Source organism: Fodinibius halophilus, from assembly GCF_011059105.1.
In the GTDB taxonomy this organism is placed as follows: Bacteria; Bacteroidota; Rhodothermia; order Balneolales; family Balneolaceae; genus Fodinibius; species Fodinibius halophilus.
This window is the reverse complement of the sequence record NZ_JAALLS010000004.1, coordinates 150,282-175,858: the sequence shown is the minus strand read 5'-3', so window position 1 is coordinate 175,858 and position 25,577 is coordinate 150,282. Positions and strand designations below refer to the sequence as shown.

16 protein-coding genes and 1 pseudogene are annotated in these 25,577 nt (G+C 44.0%); 1 reads left to right on the top strand and 16 read right to left on the bottom strand.

Translation table 11 applies throughout. The features are described from left to right. Positions 1–96 precede the first annotated feature (96 nt). The 11 genes from G3569_RS05030 to G3569_RS04980 form a co-directional block, all read right to left on the bottom strand. Entirely contained in the window at positions 97–1,356 is a 1,260-nt protein-coding gene (locus G3569_RS05030; RefSeq protein WP_165266706.1) for a DUF4374 domain-containing protein, read from the bottom strand. Between the two features lie 18 nt (positions 1,357–1,374). Then, positions 1,375–3,765 carry a TonB-dependent receptor gene (locus tag G3569_RS05025; RefSeq protein WP_165266704.1) on the bottom strand — a complete coding sequence of 797 codons (2,391 nt, stop codon included), beginning with the start codon at positions 3,763–3,765 and terminating at the stop codon, positions 1,375–1,377. Between the two features lie 361 nt (positions 3,766–4,126). Beyond that, complete coding sequence (locus G3569_RS05020) at positions 4,127–4,453, bottom strand: DUF6686 family protein (protein ID WP_165266702.1); 327 nt, start codon at positions 4,451–4,453, stop codon at positions 4,127–4,129. Positions 4,454–4,455: 2 nt separating this feature from the next. Beyond that, the gene (locus G3569_RS05015) at positions 4,456–5,685 is read right to left on the bottom strand and encodes a PepSY-associated TM helix domain-containing protein (RefSeq protein ID WP_165266700.1); all 1,230 of its coding nucleotides are present in this window, start codon (positions 5,683–5,685) and stop codon (positions 4,456–4,458) included. 54 nt (positions 5,686–5,739) lie between these two features. Next, the gene (locus tag G3569_RS05010; RefSeq protein WP_165266698.1) at positions 5,740–7,023 is read right to left on the bottom strand and encodes a DUF4374 domain-containing protein; all 1,284 of its coding nucleotides are present in this window, start codon (positions 7,021–7,023) and stop codon (positions 5,740–5,742) included. Positions 7,024–7,068: 45 nt separating this feature from the next. Continuing rightward, positions 7,069–8,316, bottom strand: a complete 1,248-nt coding sequence (locus G3569_RS05005; RefSeq protein WP_165266696.1) for a DUF4374 domain-containing protein — start codon at positions 8,314–8,316, stop codon at positions 7,069–7,071. A gap of 37 nt (positions 8,317–8,353) precedes the next feature. Next, positions 8,354–10,753, bottom strand: a complete 2,400-nt coding sequence (locus tag G3569_RS05000; protein WP_205720040.1) for a TonB-dependent receptor — start codon at positions 10,751–10,753, stop codon at positions 8,354–8,356. Between the two features lie 127 nt (positions 10,754–10,880). Beyond that, on the bottom strand, positions 10,881–11,642 hold the full coding sequence (locus tag G3569_RS04995) for a DUF4198 domain-containing protein (RefSeq protein ID WP_165266694.1): 762 nt from the start codon (positions 11,640–11,642) through the stop codon (positions 10,881–10,883). 264 nt (positions 11,643–11,906) lie between these two features. Beyond that, positions 11,907–12,893: a sirohydrochlorin chelatase gene (locus G3569_RS04990; protein WP_165266692.1), complete on the bottom strand. Its 987-nt coding sequence runs from the start codon at positions 12,891–12,893 to the stop codon at positions 11,907–11,909. Positions 12,894–13,002: 109 nt separating this feature from the next. After that, the gene (locus G3569_RS04985; protein ID WP_165266690.1) at positions 13,003–13,632 is read right to left on the bottom strand and encodes an HmuY family protein; all 630 of its coding nucleotides are present in this window, start codon (positions 13,630–13,632) and stop codon (positions 13,003–13,005) included. A 27-nt stretch (positions 13,633–13,659) separates the two neighbouring features. Further along, the gene (locus G3569_RS04980) at positions 13,660–15,948 is read right to left on the bottom strand and encodes a TonB-dependent receptor (RefSeq protein WP_165266688.1); all 2,289 of its coding nucleotides are present in this window, start codon (positions 15,946–15,948) and stop codon (positions 13,660–13,662) included. 179 nt (positions 15,949–16,127) lie between these two features. Between G3569_RS04980 and G3569_RS19015 the strand changes: the two are divergent. Next, a pseudogene (locus G3569_RS19015) lies at positions 16,128–16,319 on the top strand (IS1595 family transposase); the annotation flags it as partial. 986 nt (positions 16,320–17,305) lie between these two features. Here the strand turns inward: G3569_RS19015 and G3569_RS04970 are convergent. The 5 genes from G3569_RS04970 to G3569_RS04950 form a co-directional block, all read right to left on the bottom strand. Continuing rightward, positions 17,306–17,644 carry a P-II family nitrogen regulator gene (locus tag G3569_RS04970; RefSeq protein ID WP_165266684.1) on the bottom strand — a complete coding sequence of 113 codons (339 nt, stop codon included), beginning with the start codon at positions 17,642–17,644 and terminating at the stop codon, positions 17,306–17,308. A gap of 78 nt (positions 17,645–17,722) precedes the next feature. Beyond that, positions 17,723–19,552, bottom strand: a complete 1,830-nt coding sequence (locus G3569_RS04965; protein WP_165266682.1) for an efflux RND transporter periplasmic adaptor subunit — start codon at positions 19,550–19,552, stop codon at positions 17,723–17,725. A 51-nt stretch (positions 19,553–19,603) separates the two neighbouring features. After that, complete coding sequence (locus G3569_RS04960; protein ID WP_165266680.1) at positions 19,604–21,055, bottom strand: TolC family protein; 1,452 nt, start codon at positions 21,053–21,055, stop codon at positions 19,604–19,606. Between the two features lie 7 nt (positions 21,056–21,062). After that, positions 21,063–24,878 (bottom strand): efflux RND transporter permease subunit, encoded by a 3,816-nt coding sequence (locus G3569_RS04955; protein WP_165266678.1) that lies wholly within the window; start codon positions 24,876–24,878, stop codon positions 21,063–21,065. Between the two features lie 119 nt (positions 24,879–24,997). Further along, entirely contained in the window at positions 24,998–25,441 is a 444-nt protein-coding gene (locus G3569_RS04950) for a hypothetical protein (RefSeq protein ID WP_165266676.1), read from the bottom strand. Between the last annotated feature and the right edge of the window lie 136 nt (positions 25,442–25,577).

Below are 25,577 nucleotides of genomic sequence, written 5' to 3'. Positions count from 1 at the left end.
GGAGAGCAATCCGAGCTGCATATAGGTAGTTTATTTCAACATTAATGTTTAGGAATTTTAGAGCCTGTTTAAGTCAGGCTATTAAAGTTATTCCATTTACCGTAAACGTACCAAGTTGGAAATATATCCTGGCGTAGTGAGTCCTTCTTCGTAGGATCCATCCGGAGCATATTTAATCACTTTATGTTCGCCCTCATCATTGACTTTTAGCGTACCGTAAAAATCGTCGTTAATTTTAAATGGTTGTTCAGCATAAGAAGGTCCTAATGGGCGATCAACCTTGCCGATGACTTCATTTTTCGGAAGGTTAATTTCGTAGGTATACCAAGCGATGCCATAATAATTAATGCCTTCAATATCTTCAGACCATTCCAATTTATCGGTATTTAATACCCTGAAATAAGCATGATTTTCTTTTGGTGAATTGAATAGACTCAGTCCAACTTTTTGGCCTTCTATTTGATCCATCATATAAGGGTCGTAATCTTGGTCAAATTGGTTGGCACCGGCTTCTTTTCTAAGGATACATCCTGCATTTTCTTTTTTTCTGGCCTGTTTGCTAAAATGGTAGCGTTCGCTTTGTCCATAGTAAACATCACCATTAGGCATAAAAGCAGGTTCTGTTGCCAGTGCACAGCGGGTGTCTTCTGTATATGAGATAACCTCATTATTTTCGGTATCAACGATAGCCAGGCCGGTCTTATCCAGGTGTGTGGCATCGCTGAAGTTCACCCAGCCGACCGGAATGCTTAGTCGGTTACCGTTTAACTGATATCCGTTAAAGCCAAGTTGTGTGGAATACCCTTTATAGCCATCAGCAAATTCTTCGGGCAGATCAAAGGAGTCGATAATTTCCATTTTTTCAGGATTCCATATAACAATTTGTCCTTGCGTATTGTCGATATAGTAGGCTTTCGTGTCGCTGAGGAATACCGTTCGCGCTTGTAATGATGTAACTCCTTGGTTAGCAAGTGAAAACTTACCGGATTTTTCAATGCTTTTTCCTTCTTCAGAAATATTGTATCGGGTAATAGTAAGTTCTTCTCCATTACCGGTGAAAAAATGACCAGATCGAGATTGTGCATAAAAGCGCGATTGTCCCGATATTTCTAGAGCTTCGGAGGCATCAACTTTGCCATCCATTAAATCATCTACCAAGGATACATAATTGGTACGTCCGTCAGGTGTATCTAGTCGCCAATAGACTGCATAAAGGTCATCAGCATTGTCTGAATCAGAATTCGTTATTGAATCACTATTGCATGATGAGAAGGTCATACCCAGCATCACTATAGCAATCAGCAGTAAGCTGTTATGTGTTAGGGATTGTATGATATTGTTATCTTTAGGTTTCATTAAGTTTTTAAGTTTAGATTAGAATTGTGTGGTTATTTTTAAATAAAAAGCTCTTCCAGGTTTTTGAATGCCAAAAAAGTCATAAGTATCTGCATTGGTTATATTCTGTACTTCTGCAGTAAATGACGCTGTGGCCGACTCAATAGGAAAGTCATAAGTTGCACCCAGGTTTTGAGTGAATTGTGAGGGGATGGTATCTTTAAACCTTTTCAGCCCTACACTTTCCCAGCCGCGATAGAATTCATGCACATACCGGTTGCTCAGAAAGAGCTTAATTCTGTCAGACTCAGTAAATGGTTGCGGAATTTTATATTGTGCCATCAGGTTGGCAAAGAAGTATGGTCGATTGGGAATTCGATCCCCCTTAAATCTGCCAAACTGCCCTTTTGTAGATTGATTTCTGAAGCTTTGCCAAGTGGTGTTGCCCTTCAATTGAAATCTATTATTCCTTGTTTTTATGGATCCTGAAACTTCAATACCGGTGGATACAGCTGAGAAAACATTTTGATATCTGTAAACGTCTCTGTCACTGAGCAACACAATAAGTCGATCGGTGCTACGCAAAAAACCATTTAGTTTGATATTCCAGGTAAGAGATTCTGTATCAGGGGTCCTATAATTAAACGCTAGATTGGCATTGTGACTTTTTTCCGGTTCCAGCGACAGGTTAGGCCTCACCAAGCTTCCATTGCCGAATAATTCTTCTGTTTTGGGCAGGCGGGTTGCCCATTCATAGGATGCTTTAACAAGCCACTGTTTGTTAAAGGTATATCGAATGTTATTACCAAAACCTATCGTACGAAAGCTGCGGTTACGGTTTATCGGCGCTCCGTTAGTTTGTTCTTCGGCTTTAATGTTTTGCATGTATCCCTTTATGAAAAAGTCATTCTCAATCTTGCCATCAGCCGAACTCCAACTGTGTTCAATACCATTTACCCAGTTGAATACCGTGCGAACGTCATTAAGGGGATCCACAGTTTCGAACTCTTCTTGCCATCGCTCATTGCCGGTTCGCCGAACGTATGTAGGAGCTGAGGAAAGGTGTATTTCGTGTTGGGTATCAAGCTGATAGTTAATGTTCAGACGGTTGTAATAATTTCTGTCCCAAAACACTTGATCTGCCGCTTTACCAAGTTCACCGGGGGTACCTCGTTCTCGGATATTTCCGTTGCTATCTCTTACTGGTTCCCCATGCCAGTTGTATATATACCGAGAAGTGTCTGCAAAACTTCGTATATCGTAAGAGTAACCGTTTTTCAGTTTCAGTGATAAGTTGCGGTTAATCACTTTATCATAATGAATAGCAATACCATAGCTCTTTTTCCCCGATGTAACCTCGCCGTATGGCACGGACATTACATTATTGTGCTGTATATCCTTATCGTAATCCGCGATATAGGCTTTAACAGAAAATTTGTTGGTCCAAGATTTATCTTGGACTCCCAGTTTTAAGTTTGTACCGTATCCGGTATAACTATCATGAAATCGTTTTACTGTGGCATCTTCTAATTTCCCACTTTGGTCGGGGATTTCTACATCTATTTTATAGTCATTCTTTGCGTAATCGTAAAAACCGCTGCCATTGAAAAAGAAACCCGTGTCTTTATTCAGATAGTTAATGTTTGCTGCAGCACGGTTGGTGCCAAATGATCCGGTTTGATAAGAGACTGAACCGTGTATCCCTTTGTGCTCTTTAGGGGCCACTAGGTTCACGGCTCCGCCAAGTGCATCTGTTCCAAAGCGGATGGGGACGACTCCTTTATATATTTCTACCCGTTTAATGAGATTGACCGGTACGTTAGAAATGCCAAAGGAGTAACCACTAAATTCAAGTGGCACACCGTCTAAAAAGAAACGGATTTGGTCGTCAGTTAACCCATTGAGCGAAAAACGTGAGCTAGAGCCTAAACCCCCGCTGCGCCGTACGTTTACCCCTTTGGTTTGGGCCATTACGTCTCCCAGGTCGGTGGTTTTAAACTTGGTGTCTGCTAGCTCTACTGCATCAACAGCTTTTGCTGTTAGCTCGAGTTCTTCGCTTTCTGATAGCCCTGTCACAATTACTTCATCCAAGGCAGAGATCGTTTTTTTTAGCCTGATGTCCAGAGATAGAATGTCACCTGATTCTATAGTAATCTTTCTTTCTTCCTGTTTGTACCCAATGCTGGAAATGATAATTGTATACCGCCCTTCTGGTATATGATCAATGGTGAATAGCCCTTCTTTATTGGTTGCTGTTCCCATGGTCGTACCCGACAAGCCGGCATTTACCCCTTCTAACGGATTCCCGCTTTCTGCCGAGATCACGCGTCCTGTAATTTTTCCGATTTGAGCATGGGCCAATACCGAGAAACAAAAAAAGAGACCGACTGTAAGAAAGTACGTTTTAAAAAAAATATTGATGTTGTTCATGAATTTTTGAAAGACCCTTATAAGCTCTTTTAGTTAAGTTCGAAAGGGAGGGCTGAAACTATATCTATTTAAACCAGTTATAAATAGGGCGAAAGTATATGTAGAATAATTCTAAATTACAATCTGTAATCCCATATAAAATATATTATGCTATGGGGGTATAAACTTAGTTGGGTATTCATGGGGGACACTTTTTGGCAAGCCATGCATAGTCATATTTTAGCTATTCGAAAATTGAAAAAGTGGCTGCCGACCTAGTCAAAGGGCGACAGCCAGTGTGTTTAGGGGTTAAAATCTGTTACTGCAATTTATATTAGTGACAAAGGTATCATCCTACTTATTAGAAATAAGCTGTGATTTACTAGGGGCATAATATTTCATGCACTTCAAGCATAAGCGTGGCTTCCTGCAGGGCTTGGCACAGTTGTTTAAATTCACCTTTAGTAAAACAGAGTTGGATCTCTTTCTGCGGGGTATTAACCAGCATTTTCTCGCTGCCATCCTCAAATACATAAGAACGTCGCTCGAAGTTGAGCTTTCGGAATGAGGTGGTAAAGTCCTGGAACACCTCAGGCGTAAATTTCAGTAGTATATTTCGATAGATGAATACGATATTATCGCAGCAACTGCATTGTTCAATGATGATATCGCCATTTTGTGTTAAGACTGTTCTATCTTGGTTATGCATAATTAAGCCAAAGTTTTTTCTCTTTTCTGTTCTATTTCTTTTTGCTTTTCCTTATGCCGGGCTTTTTTACGCCGCTTTTGTTTTAGCTGACGTTTTTCGCGATCCCACCAAAAAATAAAGCCGGTAACGGGCAGGCTGGCAGATACCAGGCAAGCAATGAAGGCAATGATTTTGGTCCAAATACCCCCGATAGATCCAACGTGCAGATCGTAATTAAGTCGGCTTAACTGCTCGCCACCATTCGCTTCGGCAAAGCTGGGTTCCTCTTTCAGTTCTTCCAGGGAGTGCTGTTCGTAGTAGCTGGTTTGACGTAAGTACCGGTTATGCAGGTTAGGATTTACTTGTACTTCCCATACTCCTTTTTCACTGCGGGGATATATAAATCGCACCTCATTTTCTACCAAGTCAACACCGGATTGTAACACCTTTTGGAATAGGATATCCTGATCTTTAGCAGGTCTATCAGTGGTTGTCAAAGTAGTATCAGAGGTGACCTGCTCGTGCTGAGGTTGTTGGCCGCCCGAGGCGGTCCAGTAAATGGCACTGCGAAACCAGTTCATGCCATATACCATGCCGGTAAGAGCAAGGACAAGTGCCACTAAAAGGCAGTAAAAACCTACAACATTGTGCAGGTCGTAGTTGATGCGCCGCCAGGTTGATTTCCAGCTGATCTTTAATCCCTTTTTGACGTAGCGCTTCGACCATCGTTTAGGCCACCAGAGTATAAGTCCGCTGATGAGTAAAATCACAAAGATAAGCGTACTATAGGCTACAATGGGTTTACCGATTGATCGAGGCAGCCAAAGTTGATAATGACCGCTGATTATAAAGCGGAAAAAATCATCATTCAGATGTCGATTATGCAGCGGCTGACCGGTGTAGGGGTTAACATAGGCCTGTTGGTAGTCAGAAGGATCAGAATAATAGGGGATCATCACGCTTCGGCCTTCTCCGCGGTATTCTACGCCCCAAACCGAGGGGTAATTGTAGCTTTCTTTTACCGCATCACCCAGTTTGGATGGAGGCAGCATGGTAGTATCTTCTGGTACTTCGACCGTTTGAAAGGGCTCAATAAGTAGGTTTATTTCTTCTTTGAAGGTATAGATGGCCCCGGTAATACTTACGATAAATACGACAATGCCGGAGATAAGGCCCAACCATAGGTGCAGCCAGGCAGAAATTTTATACAGCAGCGAGCGATTTCGTTTTTTCTTGGGTTTAAAGCTGAACATAATTTATGTACTTATGAAGTAAAGCCCAGTAGAAAACTGGGCTTTACAAATTTTTTAATTACTTGAGTTCTCGAGCTTATGAATAGCAGTAATTCTGCCACCCTCCACTTTAAGACCGCGTGTTGCGCTGGCATTGGCAACATCTATGTTATAGATAAAGCTACTTCCTTCTCCTTTTTCTCCTTCCTTTTTCAGGGTAATTCCAATGTGAGCCGTACTGCCATCCTCGGATACCAGGTAGTTTCTCTCCATAATTTTGAAAATATTGGATGCTTCTGGAAATCCGCTTACCCATCGGAATGTTTTGTCATAGAGGTTGACTACAGCCAGGCGTTTACCTTCATCGTACCGTCCATTTTGTTCTTTGGTCATAAGTAAAACTGCAAAGCCATCTGAGGCATAGATATGGTTAGTCATGTGGTACCCGCCGGAAGCTTCTTCGATGTTGAAAAAGTAGTCTTGATCGAAGGATAGCTTGCCGTCTTTGATGCGGGTAACGGCCGTGGGTTTGGTTGAGATGAATTGATGCTCGTCATCGTTTGCTACCGAATAGGAAAAGGCATAAACATCCCCGCTTTCATCTACCGAAAGGCCGTCGGTGTAGTACCGGCCGATGAAGCTGGTGCGATCATCCTTAATAATCTTTTGCAGTTCCATCTCGGGATACGAAAACACGGCTATCCAAGCACTGTCGGGGTATTGGGTGCTAAACACATTTTGCCCGGCCGCAGAAATGCTGTAGTAGGGGGCAAACACTTTGTCATCTACCTGTTTTATCCAAGAGAAAAAAGCCCATTCGCCGTTGCCAGCCAGCTCTTTTGTATTGATTTCGCCCTCATCTACTTTCTGTACCGTTTCGGTATTTATACGGTACCAGCGAGCTGTGGGATCATTTTGTTGTGAAATACCCGGGATATGCATTGAGAGGATATCCTTATTCACGGGGGCAAAGGCATGAACCCTGTCTGATTGGAAACTGGCAATTTTTTCCAGATCTCCGTTGTTATTTAGTGTATAGGTAGCAACTTCACCGTTGTTGCCGTAGAGGAAGCTAAAAAATTTAGTTTGCTCCTGATCAGTAGTATAGTACCGGTAGGTGCCGTCCTGCTCCGTACCGTTGTTAAGAGTGCTTACTGTACCACTAGTGAGACTGTCAGCGGTAAGTAAATAATCCGCTGCATTTTCGAGAGCTGTAGGTTTAGCAGTGACAATAAATTTCGTAATCGTTTCTGAATGATCACCACTTTTATTTTTATCGTTGTCAACGGGTGAATCGTTGCATCCTGCTACTAAAAAAATAGCGAGTGAAAGGTTGAGTATGAGCGTTGAAAGCTTCATGATAATCTGGTTTGATGAATTTTAGTTGTTGGGTTGTAATGAGAGTTATTCGACGGGATCAATTTTATTTATTGAGGTAATAATACCTCCTTTTACTTCAAGGCCTTTTGTTGCTGTGGCAGAGTTTACATCAATAGCATACACATGACTTCCATCTTTGGTGGTGATGCCAGTATGAATAGTTTGTCCATCTTCAGATATGTAGCTATTCATCTTCGTAACGCGGATTATATCTTTAGCATCGGGCAGATCTTTAACCCATGTAAAGCTTTTATCATAAACATTTATGATGGCAAGATGATGTCCCGCAGTCCAGGGGGCTTTTTTATTTAAGTCTCGCATCATAACTAAGAAATTGCCATTACTGGTATAGAAATGGTTGGTTACATAGTATCCCTCTGAAGCTTCTTCGAGGTCAAAGAAATAGCCTTGGTCAAACTCAGTTGTTCCTTCTCTGATTCGTGTGACAGCTGAGGGTTTAGAGGAGATCATTTTTTGATCATCATCCATGGCAACAGCCGAGGAGAAAGCATAGACGTCTCCCTTTTCATCAACAGAAAGGCCTTTGGTGAAGTAGCGACCGATAAAGCTGGTACGATCATCTTTAATTACTTTTTGTAGTTTCATTTCTGGATATGAATACACAGCAATCCGGGCTTGGTCGGGATATTTAGTACTGAAACGGTTATTTCCACTGCCGGTGATGGTACTGAATGGGGCCCAAACCTGGTCACCAACTTGCGTCATCCATGAGAAATAAGCACCTTCGCCGTTATTGGCTAACTTAACAACATCAATCTGGCCTTCATCTACGAACTGAGAGTTTTTTGTATCCAAGCGATACCAGTAGGCTGTAGGATCATTTGTACTTCTTGGAATTTTCATCATTAAAACATCATCCTCTACAGAGGTGAATGCTTGGACGGTTTCGGATTGAAAATCAGAAAGTTCTTCTAATTCTCCTGAATTATTGAGCTGATAGGTGGTAACGGCACCGGGGTTGCCTTGTCCATAGAGAAGGCTAAAATACTTATTATTGTTGGTTACGTAATAACGATAGGTGCCATCTTGTTCAACGCCACTATCAAGGGTGCTTACGGTCCCTTCGGTAAGGCTTTCTGTTGTTAGTAGATAATCGGCTACATCTTCAAGTGCTGTTGGTGAAGCTGCTATGACATACTTTGAAGATGCATCAGGTTTATTGTTGTTGCTATCTACGGGTGAGCTATCACTACAACTAAAAAATAGTATTGATGCCAGAATGACGGAGAGGTAAATGTTGAATGTTTTCATGCTAAGTTTTCGTGCTTATGGTTAAGGGTAAATTGTTTTAAAAACTGTATTTTATTTTCCCGGAAAAGCTTCTGCCGGGTTTTTGAAGGCTAAAATTGTCATAGAGATTGTTGTCTGTAATATTTTTGCACTCCAGGGTGAATTTAAGGTTTGTCTTGTTGAGGGTGTACGTGAGACGGAGGTCGTGAGAAACCTGTTGAGGAATGCTCAGTTTACTACTGTTATTCCCAAGGCTGGGCCAGTATAGGTAGAATTCGTGCACATACAGCAAGTTATAACTTAGACTGAGCGAGTGTCTCTGATCCCAGAGGTTATTGACTGAATATGAGACATCAGCATTGCCATACAGGTAGGGCATGTTGGGGATGCGATCGCGGTAGACTACGCTCTTTTTTCCCTCTACATACTTGGTATTGTTGCGCAAGTCTTGGTAGGTAAGGTTTGCACCGATAGAAAATTTTCGCAGATAAGAGTAGCGTATTTCCGTCTCAAAACCGAGGTTTGTAACACTTCCCAGGTTATCCATAACTTGCCGGGCCTGATTGGTGCTAAGCCGGGGGCGAATAAAGTCGCTGGCATCACGGTAAAAGATGTCCTCTTTAATTGTGATCTGGTGGCGGTCCTGGATGTTGAGCCAATAGCTGACCCCGAGGTTGTAGTTGTGGCTCATCTCAGGTTTCAGGTCAATGTTCCCCTCCAGGTTTATCACATTTCCGAAAAGCTCGTTTGAATCGGGGAGGCGATAGCTTTTTTCGTAGGAAGCTTTAAGTTGAAGGTTGTCATGAATGAAATAAGTGGTAGCGGCTCCATAACCGATGTAGTTAAACGAGTTATTGCGGTTTTTGTAGGCTACATCTCCGTAATTGCCGGTAGGGTTATACGGCTGGGCATACCGGTTATTTTGGAAGTAATATTTAGTAAAGACCGAGGCACTCCAGCTGTCTTTTTCATACTGATACCCTAATCCTGCTATATTTTTCAACGTCTTCTTGGGTTGCGAGTAGATCTCTTTATCGGGGTTTAGCTCGTCATGGCCTTCGCGGTCAAAGGTATTAAGGGTATTACTCAGCGAGAGCGAGTGATGAGGAGCAATCCGGTAACTCCCATTAGCCGTTACGAGACCGTTGTTATTTTGATATTTATACTTTGAGTACGAGCGTTCGCCGCCGGGCCCGTTATACTGCTTGTACTGGCCCAGCCAATTGTAGCGACGATTTACCGTATCAATACTCGCTTCCTCTCCAAAGTTGTAGTTTGCACTCAAGTTAAAATCCAGGCCTTCGGCCAAGAAATCCTTTTTCTGATATTTGAGGGTAGGCATAATAATGTTGCCCTTGGTGTGCCACTGGCCAAAGACATTGACGAGGCGACTGCTGTTTTGTACTTCATCATAATTTTGCCCTAAGGTTATGCCTACCAGCAGCCGGTCGGCAAAGGATTGGTCAACCACACCTATATTGGCAATGATGGTTTCGTTGTGATAAGTGTCGTTAAAACGTTCTACCTTGCGGTTGGGGTAATACTCACCGGTTTCCAGGTCGGCAACATCTACTTGTACCTTGTAGTTATTGTCAGAATAGTTTTGGAAGGCATTTAGTTTGGCTATAAACCCCGACTCTGCCACATATACGGCATTAAGGTTGGTGCGATGCGTATTGAACGACCCATAGGAATACGATATGTCGGCATGGCTTTTGGAGTAGGCGTCTGTAACAATATTGACGGCTCCGCCCAGGGCATCGGCACCCAGCTCTACAGGCACTACGCCTTTGTATACCTCAATACGTTCAGCAAGATTTACCGGGATGTTGTTAAGCTGAAAAGAAGATCCAAAGTTGTCCATGGGCACGCCATCGATAAAAAACTTAACCTGCTTTCCCTTAAAGCCGTTTAGCGAAAAGTTCATCCGCGAGCCCACACCGCCGCTCTCGCGTACTCGTACCCCAGAAACACGGTCCAGGGCGTGACCCAACTCCATGGAGCTAGCGTCTAACTTTTTGGTGTCTACCACATCTACATTGAAGGCTTTTTCCTCGACCTCGCGGAGTTGGCTTTTACCAGTAACGGTAATGGATTCCAGGTTATAGGAGGAAGCTCGTAGCTGCCAGGTGTATGTTTTTATTTCTCCCTGCCGGATAGTGATCTGCTTCTTTTTCGACTGATAGCCAATTCCGGTAGCCACAAGAGTGTAGGTGCCCGCCGGAATGTTGTGGATATTAAATTGGCCGTCTGCATTAGTTGCCGCTCCATACCGGGTGCCTTCCAAGGCTACATTAATGCCCTGTAATGGTGTTTGGGATTGATTGGTAATTATACCTTTTATCGTTGCGGGGCTTTGTGCAGATGTCACTTGACTACAAGCTATAAGCAGAAAGCAAAGGATTAACTTTTTCATTGTTACATCAGTCTTACTGGTAAAGCGATATAGATAGAACATAAATGTGGATCCGTGTTATAGTTTATCCCGGGTTGTTGTTGGGGGCAGGAGCTGAATTGATGAGTACTACAATAAGTTTTGCTAATTAGCTCAAGCATTATTTGAACCTGGGAGAGTGGATGAAGCATTACTTTTGCCTTGGAATAACATAGGTTGCAGTGTGGCGGATAGCTTCATACTCCTCGCCCTGAAAACTGCCGGAGGTTTGCTCTGTATGAACGGTTTCAATAACAAATTGCCCATTCCAGGGAAAACTGACGGTCAGCTGTCCTTGCTCATCGGTGTAAAGCGTTTTAAACCACTTGTCTTTGTATCCCACTTTAATTTCTTGTTCGGGCAGTGGCTTACCTTGGAACGTAAGTTGAAATGTTACAGGAGTATTACGTTCAAAAGGAGCTGTTGTTGTTGGTGTGATAAGCAGTTCATTTAGATCAGATACGGGGTTCATTGAAGTTTTATGATCCTTTGGGGCTGCCACTTCTACAACAGCCGAAGAAAAGAAGTTGGTCTTCAGTATCCCCAAATCGTACTCTCGCCAATCCACAACCGGTGCTTTGGTTACATTTAGAGCCAGCCGGTAGGTCCCTTTCGTTTTGGGCGTAAACCTAGCAACAAAGCGGTTACCATCTATTGTTGTTTCTAGTTCTGCAACAGTTCCGTCAGGTTCGATAAGATATAATGTAATAGGGCCTATTTCTTTGCGATGCTCTTTAATATTTTCGCGAACACCATAAGAATATTCCCCCATATAAATAGATACTCGATGGTGTTCTCCAATATTGGCGGTGGGGGCTGTTTCTATCCATAGATTGTGGGCAGAAACTTGAAGCGTAAATAAAGAGAAGAGGCAGAATAAAGACGCTTTGAGTAGTGTGTTTTGAAGATTCATAATGAAGGGCTCAGAAACGATTTTAGATTATAATTTATCTTTAGTAGGGACTCTTTTAGTGAATATGATCTCTTTTACACTAAAATGGGTCCTTCTCAATCCTGGGTTGTTTTTAGCAATCTCTAATAAAGTTCTGGTTATAGCACAGAGGTTTTGAGAGATGATCTCTATGGTACTCCCGGCAGGTATCACCGACCGTTAAGGTTATCAGTCGGTGATACCCGGAAGTAGCGCTCGGGTTAAAGTGATTGTTAGGAGGTCTTCCTATTTCGCTGTATCGCCTGCGGAATTACTCTTAAGTGCTTGGTTCACTGAGCTCACCAAAAAGTCACTAATTAGTGGGTGGGGCAGCAGTGTTTCACCACTCCACTCAAAATCCAAGCCTTCCAGGCGGTTGGCAACAGCATGTTCGCGTCCGCCGGATGACAGGAACAGGGGCACTACGATCACATCTCCAAACTGGCCCGATTGACGGACCACATTGCGAAACTGTTGTTTGGCTTGTTCGTGAACCTGCTCATTGGCATCATCGCGTACCGTGAGAGCAAAAATCTGCTTAAAACCTTTCCCTTGTTGTTTTTGGATATCCTGCACTTTGCGGGCAAGGGATTCCATGTTTTTAACCCATTTGATATTGTCCTTCCCTCGGTTGGGACCGTGTCCGGCCATAACAACTGTTTCGTTGGATGGCTTGTCGCTTAGCTTGCTGATACGGTCATGCAGAATTTGGGCAACTAAGTTATGGTCATCCAGGGCCGGGGTCATCGTCACTTCAGCATCTATTTCCAGGGGTTGCAGGTTCTCAGGAATGAGCATGCCATGGACCAGCTGTGAGGAATCCGCCTTTTCTTTACCCACCATAGCAAGGTATTCATCCTTATGGTGCATTAACGGCATGGGATCATCTGCAAGAGTATCACGCAGTCCCAGCAGGTATTCCGTTTGACGGATGATAGGGCTGTGGCTGGAGATAAACAGCGGTACCGTTACAATTTTGTTAACGCCCTTCTTTTCAAGCTTTTCGATGCTGTTGTGCATGGTTACGGCATTGGCCATACCAAACGCAATTTCGACAGCATGGTCTTTTTCCAACGGTTGTGCGGCTTCTACAACAGCCTTGTTCCATTGTTCGCTGCCGCCATGGGCCAGGATGAGTACACCGGTATCTTGGGCAATAGCGCCGGAAACCATCGTACTAAACATAAGTACAACGGCAAATAGTAGTTTCGAAGTCAAATGATTGGTGAACATATTGGTTGGTCGGTTTTAGTTTGAAAGTGATTAGAAGCCCGGGAAAAGAGCTGTGGCCCGTTTGCAAAAGACCAACAGCCTTCCCCGGGAATGAGCAAAGTACGTAGCGTTACTTAAGCTTGCGCGTACCGTTCAGCTGAATAGCGTAATCGAAAGTGTAGTAGCCGGTATCTTCCATCGGAGGGGTTTCTTCAATGGTTGGATTTCCTTTGTAAAAGCTCAGGATATTAATTTTAGTATAGTGTTCGCCGTCGGCTGTACGTACGACAATTGTCTTATTATCGAGTGGGAGAACTGTATGTGCCGGATCCCCCTTGCGGCCTGTGTACCTGTACCATTTGTCTCCGGGGATGGCCAACAACGTATCAGTATCTGTATTATAGTTCTCGGATGGTGCTATTTCCGTAGCATCAAATGATTGGTCGAGTACAATCGCTCCTCCTTCTCCGGGACCGCTCGTCCCACTGTTGGTGTAAATATCCGTGCCGTAAAAAGCGATGTCCCATTTGGTAGATGCTGAGTCAGTGCTTTCAACAATCTTATTTTCCCGAAGATTATAATAGACATATTGGGCAGTTGAGAATATCCCAGTATGAATATCTTCAACGGTGTCGGTTTCAATTTTCGATGGTTCTTCGCCATTGTCTACTCCTGTTCCTGAATCGTCACAGGCAGTGAATAAAAAGGCAATGGCAGCAGCTAAGAGTGGTAGTGATAGTGCTTTTTTAAATGGAAACATAGTAGTTCTTATTTGGTTGTTTTTAGATTAATAGAGTTGTAATGAAAACTTTGCGTAAAACTTGCGTCCGGGCAGGTACGACAGGTCGCCGGGACGCGTAAAATCAAACAGGTTCTCAACGCCCAGCTGAAGGGTGTAGCGGTTTTGGATAGTCTTCGCGATAGCAGTATTCCAGGTCATATATCCATCTTGGTATTCATCACTGTCTACAAAATTATTGCCGTTGGTATCCATACGGCCGTATTTGCCGTGCCACTTGCCGCGAATGTTGGCATCGATATCCAGGGCTTGCCAATTGTAAAAAACCTTTAGATTGGCCGTATGTTTAGAGCGATTAAACATCGGCTCGTAGGAAACAGCATTCTTTTCGACAATTTCCCCGTTATCATCTTGTACCGTCTTGGTTTCTTCAATTTTTCGGCGGGCATCCAGCAGTTGGTAGCCGGCCGTGATCTTCAGTTGCCGGACGGGATTCCACCGCAGCTGGGCTTCAATGCCTTGGGTATATACTTCTTCCAGGTTGAAATAGCTGAATACCGATTGCCCGTTCGTTTTATGCGCAATGGGGGCAGACTCTATAAGGTTATTCACATTGTTGCGAAAGAGGTTGATTCGCAAACTCAGCTGTTCTTTGGGTTGCAGGTTTAGCCCCACATTATAGGCCCAGGAATGTTCGGCCTTAATTTCTTTGAGCTGGTCCAGCGGTTGTAAAATCTGTTTTATCTTACCATCAGCTTGCAGTGATCGAATTTTTTCTTTGAGATTACTGGATCCAAATACACTGTAGCCGACGGTGGGATTGGTAAAGTTGAGGAACAGCTGGCGGAAGTCGGGTGCTTTAAAACCACTGCCGGCAGATGCCCTTAGGTCTAACCAGGTAAATAACTCGTATCGTGCTGAGAGCTTGGGGCTTAATTGCGAGCTGTATTCACTGTGGGCGTCATATCGCAGCCCCCCGATGATATCCAGTCGGTCGTTAGGCATCCACTCATGCTGGATAAAGCCAAAGTAGCTGTTAAAGATAGGGGAGCCGGCATAGCGTTTAGCTTTCAACTGCTCATGTTTATAGCCGGCCCCCGCTGTGGTAGCATGGATAGCGTTCCAGTTTTGGTTAAGCTGCAGTTCCGTTTTATTGAAATACTGGTCAAATTTTGATCGGTTATACAGGCTGTCACCTTGTTGGTAATGAAGTTGGGTGTCGGTACGATAGCGACTGAAATAATGTGATAGCTCTGCTCTTGTTTTTGAAGCCAGGTTGAAATGCAGGGTAGGAGACAGGCTATAATCTTCTTGCAGGGCCTCGCCGTCTAACATAGTAGGATTATCGCGGCTGCCCAGGTAATCGATACTGTTTTGGGTTTCACGGTAATAACGCCCCTGGAATTCCGTATCAATACGATCGGATACGGTTACTTCGGTGTGGTATGAGCCGGTGTAGTTGGCATATTCCGGTACGGTTTGGGAAAGGGCATTCGGAGAAAGGCTATATCCCTGGGAACTATTACGGTTAAAGTAAACATCGTTTTTCCAGCCCTTTCTCCGTGCTGAAAGGTCTAGTCCCAGATCCATTGTTTGATTGGTGCCGTAGCGGGCATCCACACCTAATTCAAAAGGGCGTGTCCCTTCCTGGGTAATGATATTTACCACGCCCGCCAGCGCATCGCTGCCCCACAGGGCCGAAGAAGGCCCCTTAATAATTTCGATCTGTTTAATATTGCCAACTGTAATACGGTCAAGGTTAAAAGTACCGGCGGTTCGTCCGATCAGCGGTTGTCCGTTAATCATAATTTTGGTGTACTCCGAAGTAAAACCTTGTACCTGTAGCCCGGTACCATGATTGGATGTAAGGCTAAGTCCGGTTTGTTCGGCTAAAACAGTGCTGAGTCGATTATTCCCCAGGGCCTCGATCTGTTTGTCAGAAATCACAGTAACCGGTTCCGGGACCTCTTCGATATCTCGGGGCGTTCGTGTTGCTGTAACTACAACGGCAGAGGATTGGTAGCGTTTACTCTTTAGATGAAAAGTCAGGACCTCAGGTTGGTTATCAAGCTCAATGGTTTTATGAAGGGGTTTATATCCCACATGGCTGATGACAATTTTGTGAGTGCCTGCAGGCATTGATGAAAAATCGAACATTCCCTGAGTATCAGAGACGGTGTGGTAGTGATTATTGTCAATAGTAATATGGGCATTGACGATCGGTTGCTCATCTGCAGTTAAAACTTTGCCCGTTAACGAAGATGTGGGTTGGCCTTTAACAGAAAGGGTCCCTGCCGTAACTACGATAAACAGAGTAAAGCACCAGAAATTTTTCATTCCAAAAAACTTGAATTTTATTTAGACTGTTTTTAAATAGCAGGTCATAAATATAGTTTAGAATGATTCTAAATAAAAGATGATCAAGGAATGGTTTCGATGGGCTATTACAAGCCGGACTATAAGACGGGCCTTGACTAAAATAGAAGTATTAAATTTACGTAAGTCATTGCGAGCGAATGAATAACAAGTATGTTAATCGTGGAAAAATATCGGAATATAAATTCAGGGAATTGGTGCGCTTATTCGCACTGGATTTAACAGCTACTCAGATAGCCGAACTGTCAGGATTGAATCGTAACACAGTGAATAGGTATCTAAAGGGAATTCGACAGCGGCTTGCTGCTTATTGTTACAAACAGGCTCCTTTTGAAGTATCCTATATGGAGCAGATAGGAGAGGGATGCCAGAATAATTTTTGTCTCGGAATATGTGAGGAGAATAGCAATGTGTATGCCTGTATCGTAGAAGAAAAAGCATGTATGAACCCTGGCATACAGAAGCAGCACTGTTTGGATGTTATCCTTAACTTTTCTGAGAATAAACAAGTTTGGCTGGTTGATCGCCGAGAACTGCAAAAGGTGAAGCCGGATAAAATAAGTTGTATTGATGGATTTCGCGGCTTCTTAAAATCTCGGCTGGAGAAGTTTAAAGGAATTCACCAGGAAACCTATATTTTACACCTTAAGGAGTCGGAGTTTCGGTTCAATAATCCCAAGGAGGAGCTATACCGAATGATGCTTAAAATATTTCGAAGAGATCCTCTTTTTTAGTCAAGGCCCGTAAAAGAGTAGGGCATTTATATGGTGATGAAGAAAGGAGATTCAAATTTTTTAATAATAGGAAAGTCTGTATCTGTGCGCCGGATTTTCTTTTCACAGAATTATTCCACCGTTTATTATCAGCAAACCTTTTTCAAGCACTGGCCTACTTTCTCCATAGCTTCTCTAGAGGGGACAAGAAGATATATTTAGCAGGTCTGGTTGCTTGCTATTTGCTGACCCCATCTTGTTCTTCCCCTGCAAGCATGGGAAGAGACTTTTTTATTGAGTATTCAGCTGGAAATTAAACTGAGAGTCTCTGAAAGGATATACGCATTAAAACCCAACACATATTATAGATAAGCGGTCCTCTCCCTGCGAGCAGTAGGGAGAGGCCAGGAGTGGGGCAGTATGCTGGCAGTGAAGGTTTTGAGACTTTCCGGTCTTTTAGGAGCCTAATGCCCCGTTATGTTCAACCTCCTCTTAATCTCCTCCTTCATAAGGAGGAGAAATAAATATGCTATCTTCATGGGATACAATAACAATAAGATATAGCGCCCTTTTTAAACATATTGTACTATCTAATTATACTAATATTATACCGTATACTGCCGCTCTTCTCCATCTCTAACGCGTATGCTCCGCTCTACCGGTAATACTACCATTAAGCCATCTCCCGGATGACCCGTGCTGGCATTTTCATGGATAATTTGAACGATATCATCAACATGTTCGGTTTCCGCAACCATCTCCAGCTTAACTACTTTGGTGTGCAGAGCCGGAAATTTCAGGGAGCTATGCTGATCTTTAGGATCACTGTAGCTGCCCATGCCCTCAGCCTCCATTACCGTCATGCTCGTATACCCCTCCTTATTAAGGGCTCTGTGCACATTTTCAAACATATCAATGCGAATATAGGCTTTAATCAGTTTCATAAATACTCTGCTTAAATTAAATAAGAGCTGTTAACAAATTAAGATCATCAGTTCCATACTTGTAACTTAATAATCTGACTAAATAACTGCTTCTGTATTGCCACATCCCGGCATTTTTTTCCCCATATAAGGATTGACTATTTTTTTCTCTTCACTCAACCAATAGCCGCCTTCCTGTTTAGAAGCCATGGGGCAGTATTGCAGGTACAGCGTACGATTAACCCCAAATACAGAGAAGGTTTTCCCCAGAGCTTCCGAAAGCAGTGTAAATTGGTCTCTAAAGTCGGTGATATTTTCCGTCAGTCTGAGAGTATTAATATGTTTTTCGGCTATGTTATGCAGGGTTGTCCACACTTCTTGCTGCTTCTGATCTTCAATCATAGTTATATCAATATTTGAGTGATAATTTTGCAGCTGTTTAAGTGCTGATGAGGCTCTTTTTAGATCATCTTCAGTTAATGCATTCTTTATTTTGAGGTAGGAATCTACAAGTTTATTTAGTTGTTTTTTGAAGGCATCAGGCACTTGTTCTTTATTAATGTCGGAATATTGCTCGGTAGCTAAGGTCTGCGGGGAATTCGTTTCCACTTCATTTTGGTCCACTGCTCCTTTGTTATCACTTTTAATGTTGCTAGGTGCATTGATTTCATTATTAGGCGCGCGATTCATCATGCTGAGTTTATCAGCCAGTTGAGCGGCGCTGTCGAGCTTGAAGTTGCCGTGGGTAACAACTTGCTCCCCTTCTTCAACTCCTTCTTCTATGATGTAGTAATTGCCGGCACGATGCCCCAGCGTTACCAGTCGCGGTTCAAAAGTGGGAACCTCACTATTCGGCTGTTTCACAAAAACAATAGAGCGTTTGCCGGTCCACATAACAGCTGATTTAGGTACCACGAGTTTCTCTTGATTATCAGTAGTTCCGCTTACTATGCCCCTGGCCAGCATTTCTGGCTTTAAGTTGCCATCCGTATTATCAACTTCTGCTCGAACGCGGGCCGTTCGCGTTTGTGGATTGATAAATGGGTCGACATAGGTAATTTTTGCTTTAAAGGTTTTTCCGGGATAACTGCGAACGGTGAAATCAACTGAATCTCCTTGATCTATGGCACCGATATCAGTTTCATAGGCATCGAACAACACCCAGAGTGTTGAGAAATTGGCAATTTTATACATTACGGTTCCTTCATTCACATAATCCTTTGCATCTATATTCTTTTTGGTAATATACCCGCTGCGTGTAGCAACGATAGGTATGGCATCAGTTACTTCTCCGGAAGATTCGATTCGTTGAATTTCACTTTTAGGGAGTCCCCACAGGCGCAGCTTTCTGCGGGTTGATTCATACAATCCAGAATTGGTTTGCTTGTTTCTGGCTGCCTCGAGCAGTTCTTGCTGTGCAGAAATCAGTTCCGGAGAATAGATGGTAGCCAATGGTTCCCCTTTTTTAACGAAGATCCCGGTAAAATCTACATAAAGATCCTCTATTCGTCCCGGAAACTGTGCAGTAATAGAGGAGACCCTTCGTTCGTCGGCAGCTACACGTCCCGGAAGGCGAACCTCCAGTTTAGGAATGCGCCGCTCAACAGTAGTCGTTTGAATTTCTGCCAGTTTAACGGCAGCATCAGTCATGGTAAAGACTGTTTCTTCCTGCTTATCTGCCTGGTCGACGGGGATAAGTTCCATGCCACAAATGGGACAATCGCCCGGTTCATTGCGTCGGATCTGGGGATGCATACTACAGGTGTAGACGATATTTCCCTCCTCATCGGTATGGGTTTCTTCCACATGCTGATCTATACTTGTTGCCTTTTCTCCGGCAGTGCCGCCAAAGAACAGCCATCCCAGGAAAAAGCCTGCCAATAGAATTCCGACTATCTTTCCTGTCTGTTTGATATTTAGAGATTTCATAATTTTTAAATTGTTTTGTCGGGACGTACCATGGTACGTCCGTACTATTTATTATTCAGTTTCTATCTCTTCCGGTGTTGCATTATATGCCCCAGTGAGAGCCTCTATTTTAGCAGTGGCTATATTTTGTTCCACGTAGGCGGTGTTAAGCTTCATTTCATATTTCAGCAACTGCTGTTGTAACTGGATAATTTGCTCAAAGTTGCCTCGTCCCCCGGCATATTCAGACAATGCTATTTTAAGAGCCTGACGTGTTTTGGGAATCACTCGTTCTTCGTGCAGAGCGATTCTGCGTTCGGCATCACGATACTGCTGCAACAGAGATTCTGCTTTAGCGGTCAGACGGTTTGTAACTTCCTGCTGTTCTTCGCGTGCGATTCGAGCTTTAATGCGGGCTTCTTTCCGTTGAGCGCGATATTTGGAGCGCGATAGTGGAAGACGTATGGTTAGCGATCCGGTTAATCCCGCTCGATCGCCCGACATCAGAGGCATATACATGTAGTTTTTATTCATAACCGTTAGCCCGAGACCAAATGATGGCCGCCCCTCGAGTCGCGCCTGTTCCTCAGCAACAAGAGCTGCTTCTTCTTGAAGCTCCTTTCCGCGAAGCTCGGGATTGCGATCATAAATTATTTGGCGCAGGCGCTCTTCACTTTTTTTAAGTTTTGAGGTAAATATCTTATCCGGTACTTGAATCGCTGTCTCTTCCGGTCGATTCAGCAATGAGTTAAATTGAACTTTCATTACCTCCAGTTCCTCTTCGGTATTTACAATTTTCGTTTCCAGGTTATCTTGTTCAATTTGGATCCGAAGCAGATCTACGTGGCTCACATCCCCGCTTTCATATTGCCTTTGCACCTGCCGTTCTAGCTGACCCAGTAAATCCCTGTTCTGTCTATAGATCATTAAATGGTGGTGCAATTCATGTAGACGGTACCAGCGCTTTTTTACTTTTTGAACGATCTCATTACGAGCCTTTTCAAAAGTCGTCCACTCTATGCCAGCCACCTTTTCCACCTGTTCTTCTCGTTTACTGAGCGTCCCGAACCAAGGAAACATCTGTTTGGCACTTACGGTGGTTTGGGTCAGGGGATTACTCTGCCTCATTGGATTAATATGGTACTGGAACATTATTTCGGGATCGGGCAGGGCTCCTACCTGGGGAACTTGTTCCAGCCGGGCATAGTATTGCTGAAATAAGGCTTCAATACGTGGGTTGTTGGCTAACGCCTGTTGTATATGCTGGTTTAAGGCCAGGCTATCTTCGACTGCTTTATCTGATCCCGGTGAAGAATGATCCTGTGCTTGAAGAGACTGACTAATTCCCCATGCCATTAAAAGGATTAGCAATAATACTTTATAGCCAAATTTTCTAAGAATGAGTCCCTTTTCAGAAAGGAGATCTCCCTGTCCCCCTTCGAAGGGGGAAAATTCACTGTGCTTTTTCAGTGAATAGGGGGATGTGATCTCTGAATCTTTTATGATTGTCAATAACATTTCCATTCTGTCCCTAGTTTGATTCATTGGTATTGCCATTACTACCTGTCAATGGCAACTGCTTTATTTTTTCTTGCATTTTCCACTTGGATTCCTGCCAGACGGCATAGAGTACGGGCACCACAAAAAGCGTGACAATAGCAACCATCATGCCGCCAAAGGTGGGAATGGCCATGGGAATCATAATATCAGATCCCCGGCCGCTTGAGGTGAGTATCGGCAGCAGTGCCAGCGTAGTGGTTGCAGTTGTCATCAAGGTCGGACGAATACGTAAATTCCCGGCTTTAATGACAATTTCATGTAGCTCCTTGATATTTTCAGGTTTATGCCGGTCCACCAGCTGGTGAATATATGTAGCAATAACCACGGCGCCGTCTGCAGCAATACCGAACAGAGCGATAAAACCTACCCAAACGGCAACGCTGAGGTTTACAACTCCCATCTGGAACAGGTCGCGCATATTGGTACCGAATAGTTCAAAATTCATAAACCATGGCTGTCCATACAGCCAAAGCATGATAAAACCACCTGCCCAGGCCACAAATATGCTGCTGAATATCATAGCCGTAGTCGAGATAGATCGGAATTGGAAATATAGAATAAGGAAGATGATGAGCAGGGTAATAGGCATTACTACAGAAAGGCGTTTCTCAGCCCGGATCTGGTTTTCGTAATTACCGGCAAATTCGTAACTGAGTCCCGGAGGTACAGAAAGTTCACCCGTTTCAATCTTCTCGTTGATAACCTGTCGCGCTGCTTCCACGACCTCGACTTCAGAAAAACCATCCCGTCTGTCAAAGGTCACATAGCCGGTCAAAAAGGTATCTTCACTTTTAATTACCTGTGGTCCCTGACGGTACTTGATTTCTGCGAGCATACCCAGCGGTATGTTTGTACCTGAGGACGTAGATATGAACATACGTTCGATCTCGTGCGGACTGTCGCGATATTCCCTGGCATATCTGACTCGTACCGGGTACCGCTCGCGTCCCTCTACTGTTTGGGTCAGTGCCATGCCACCCATGGCAACTTCAAGGTACTGCTGAACATCTGCAATTTTTAATCCATAACGAGCTAAAGATTCCCGGTCCCAATCAATTTCAAGATAGGGTTTTCCGACTATGCGATCTGCAAAAACAGCCTGGCTTTGTATTTCAGGCACCCCTCGAAGTATCTCCTCCAGCTCAAGTCCAAACGCTTCAATTGTTTCAAGGTCCGGCCCTTTCACCTTGATACCCATGGGAGCACGCATACCGGATTGCAACATTATTTGCCTGGTTTCAATCGGCTGTAATTTGGGGGCGGAAGTTAATCCCGGTACACGACTGGCATCAACTATTTCATTCCAAATATCGTCCGGGCTTTGGATATGATCCCGCCACTGCCGGAAGTACTTCCCGTCTGGATCGGGGATGAGTTCTCCGGATTCATTGCGTAGATATTCGCCTTTATCGTTGACTGCAAATCGGATGCGACGCCCGTTTTCATCTCGTTTGTACTCACTTTTATACTGGATGATATTCTCATACATCGAAACCGGAGCGGGATCCAGCGCGGTCTCGGCTCTGCCAAGTTTCCCCACCACAATATCTACTTCGGGGATGGATGAAATGGCCATATCAATTTTTTGCATATAATCTTTTGCCTCCTCTACACCGACATGGGGCATGGTGGTTGGCATCAACAGAAAAGCACCTTCATCCAGCGGCGGCATAAACTCTTCCCCGAGTCCGGGAAAGGCTTCTTCCATGGATGTCCACGCTGCTGTTTCCTGTACCGGAAGACCTGCCGAATTAAATCCCTTTTGTACCCATCCGAACATGGTACCATATCCCAGCCATATGGTTACTCCAAAGATTATCAGCACTAACGGGATAGAAAGAAAGGTTTTCCGATAATAGAGTGCCCACCGTAGTATGGGGCGAAAATAATGGATAAAGATGAAAAAGATCCCTATCAAGACCGCAGCGATACCGCCAACAAAAATGAAATTTGTAAACAGGGATACTTCCGGCCCTAACGGCAGCCAGGCTTTTGCCAGCAGCCATGTGACGACGATGGCGGCAACTAGGTTGTTGGCCCGGTTAGCCTGCCGCTCATCGTATGTTTCCAAGTAGAGTGACGTAAGCGTGTTGACCCCGAATAGCAATAACAGCCATCCGGCCCATGGAAGCACGGAAAAGAAAAGACTGACTAATCCCAGCGCAACGATAAAGCCGTTCCAGGTAATTTTCAGCGCACGCTTTTTGATACGCACCGAAAAGAACCAGTGGGCAAAAGGCGGTATAATAATCAGTGAGATAATAATAGAAGCAATCAGCGCGAATGTTTTAGTATAAGCCAAGGGGATAAACAGTTTTCCTTCGGCGGCTACCATTGTAAAGACGGGCAAGAAACTAATAACAGTTGTTGAAACAGCGGTAACCACGGCCGATGCAACCTCACTCGTTGCTCTGAAAATTACCTCCAGTAATGGTTCTTCATCGCCGGCCTCGTTAATATGCCGAATCATGTTTTCGGTGAGAATCACTGCCATATCCACCATCGTACCTATGGCAATGGCAATACCGGTGAGGGCAACGATATTGGCGTCCACGCCACCGTACTTCATGGAGATGAAGGTCATCAATACGGCTATGGGGAGTAATCCGGAAATCAAGACCGATGATCGCAAGTTCATCACCATGACGATAACCACAATGATGGTCACCAGAATCTGTAAAAACAGGGCCTCTTCCAGGGTTCCCAGCGTTTGCATGATAAGTTCGGTACGATCATAAAACGGAACTATTGTAACCTTTGATTCAGTACCGTCATCCAGCGTTTTGGAAGGTAAACCTGCGGAAATTTCGCTGATCTGTTTTTTAACATTCTGAATCACCTGCAGTGGATTTTCTCCCTGGCGTGCTACAACCACACCACCGACCGCTTCGGCACCGGACTTGTCGAGAGCACCACGGCGCATAGCCGGGCCGTGTGTAACATGTGCTATATCCTGAATGCGAATAGGCGTATTATTTCTGCTTACTACTACTGCTTTTTCCAGGTCTTCAAGGCTCTTGATGTATCCGAGTCCACGCACTAGATATTCCACATTATTCATTTCTATAGTCCGTGCGCCGACATCGACATTACTGCCGCGGACCGCCTCAAAAATTTGCTGCATGGTAATATCGTACACCTGCATTGCTTCCGGATCGACATCCACTTGGAACTCCTTTACATATCCGCCGATAGGTGCTACTTCGGCCACTCCCTGGGCTGAAGAAAGAGCGTAATCCACGGTATAATCCTGTATTGTGCGTAGTTCCTGCGGATCCCAGCCCCCGGCGGGATCTCCATTATTGTCGCGTCCTTCCAGGGTGTACCAGAATATTTGTCCCAGCCCGGTGGCATCAGGCCCGAGCGAAGGCTGTGCATTCTCAGGTAATGTCCCGGAAGAAAGTGAATTAAGTTTTTCCAGGATACGCGACCGGCTCCAGTAAAATTCGATATCCTCCTCAAAAATTACATAAATGGTGGAGAGGCCGATCATAGAACTGCTTCGTATACTTTTAACGCCGGGAAGTCCCAGTAACTCTGTTGTTAGCGGGTAGGTAATTTGATCTTCAATATCTTGTGGAGAACGTCCCGGCCATTCGGTATGAACGATCTGTTGGTTCTCGCCAAGGTCGGGAATGGCATCTACCGGTACTGGATCGCGCGGGATGATGTCATCCAGCTGCCAGTTAAAGGGGGCCACGGAAATGCCCCATCCCACAAAAAGGAGAAGCAAAAGCACCGAAATAAGTTTGTTCTCAAGAAAGAAACGTATGGTTTTGTCGAGCATAGCACTAGCTGTGAATCGTGAGTTTTTAAGTAATGAGAAGTACAGAACTGCCTAACGGCTATAGTTATTCCGTATAGTGGTCTTTTAAATGTTAAGACCTAAATAGCGAAGGGAGGATGCTAATTCAGAAAAGTGCTATTTAGCAAGAATAGAGGGGGAGATTCCTGTTGCTGGTTCCGTTCGGCATCTGCAAGAAAAGTGGGGATGGACACCGATTCGGTATCAATGAAGTCAACAATCGAAACAACGAATGCCTGAACTGCTTTTTTATTAACAGTTGGGATAGTCTTGTTTGTTAGATCAGTTTGGGTGATCTCACAAGTTAGCGTCCAACTGCAATTGGTATTTTGGCTGTCAGGGTTCAGTTGATCTGAATTATTTTGATTAGATTGGTATGCCATCAACATACATTGTTTATCGGAAGCTGTAGTTGTTGGCGATTGTTGCATCTCCATATCACAATAGACAGATGCCACCACTATGGATGGCAAGCTAATACTCACAGCAAGAAATATTGCTGTAAATAGTGTAAAGAGGCGATATGTTGTTGAATGTCTGCTCATCTGAAAATTGAATTAGCAAAATTAGTAAAAAAACAGACAGTAACGAAATTGTTTTTACCAAGAGGGGGACAATAAGGAGGCCCTTTTTATTTCTGGCTGTCCACCAGTTAGCTATTCCAATAAAAAAGGCACTGCC

Bases quoted from the DNA above. Each gene is read 5' to 3' on its own strand.
- G3569_RS05030 (WP_165266706.1), bottom strand. From the start codon at position 1,356: ATGAAACCTAAAGATAACAATATCATACAATCCCTAACACATAACAGC.
- G3569_RS05025 (WP_165266704.1), bottom strand. From the start codon at position 3,765: ATGAACAACATCAATATTTTTTTTAAAACGTACTTTCTTACAGTCGGT.
- G3569_RS05020 (WP_165266702.1), bottom strand. From the start codon at position 4,453: ATGCATAACCAAGATAGAACAGTCTTAACACAAAATGGCGATATCATC.
- G3569_RS05015 (WP_165266700.1), bottom strand. From the start codon at position 5,685: ATGTTCAGCTTTAAACCCAAGAAAAAACGAAATCGCTCGCTGCTGTAT.
- G3569_RS05010 (WP_165266698.1), bottom strand. From the start codon at position 7,023: ATGAAGCTTTCAACGCTCATACTCAACCTTTCACTCGCTATTTTTTTA.
- G3569_RS05005 (WP_165266696.1), bottom strand. From the start codon at position 8,316: ATGAAAACATTCAACATTTACCTCTCCGTCATTCTGGCATCAATACTA.
- G3569_RS05000 (WP_205720040.1), bottom strand. From the start codon at position 10,753: ATGTTCTATCTATATCGCTTTACCAGTAAGACTGATGTAACAATGAAA.
- G3569_RS04995 (WP_165266694.1), bottom strand. From the start codon at position 11,642: ATGAATCTTCAAAACACACTACTCAAAGCGTCTTTATTCTGCCTCTTC.
- G3569_RS04990 (WP_165266692.1), bottom strand. From the start codon at position 12,893: ATGTTCACCAATCATTTGACTTCGAAACTACTATTTGCCGTTGTACTT.
- G3569_RS04985 (WP_165266690.1), bottom strand. From the start codon at position 13,632: ATGTTTCCATTTAAAAAAGCACTATCACTACCACTCTTAGCTGCTGCC.
- G3569_RS04980 (WP_165266688.1), bottom strand. From the start codon at position 15,948: ATGAAAAATTTCTGGTGCTTTACTCTGTTTATCGTAGTTACGGCAGGG.
- G3569_RS04970 (WP_165266684.1), bottom strand. From the start codon at position 17,644: ATGAAACTGATTAAAGCCTATATTCGCATTGATATGTTTGAAAATGTG.
- G3569_RS04965 (WP_165266682.1), bottom strand. From the start codon at position 19,552: ATGAAATCTCTAAATATCAAACAGACAGGAAAGATAGTCGGAATTCTA.
- G3569_RS04960 (WP_165266680.1), bottom strand. From the start codon at position 21,055: ATGGAAATGTTATTGACAATCATAAAAGATTCAGAGATCACATCCCCC.
- G3569_RS04955 (WP_165266678.1), bottom strand. From the start codon at position 24,878: ATGCTCGACAAAACCATACGTTTCTTTCTTGAGAACAAACTTATTTCG.
- G3569_RS04950 (WP_165266676.1), bottom strand. From the start codon at position 25,441: ATGAGCAGACATTCAACAACATATCGCCTCTTTACACTATTTACAGCA.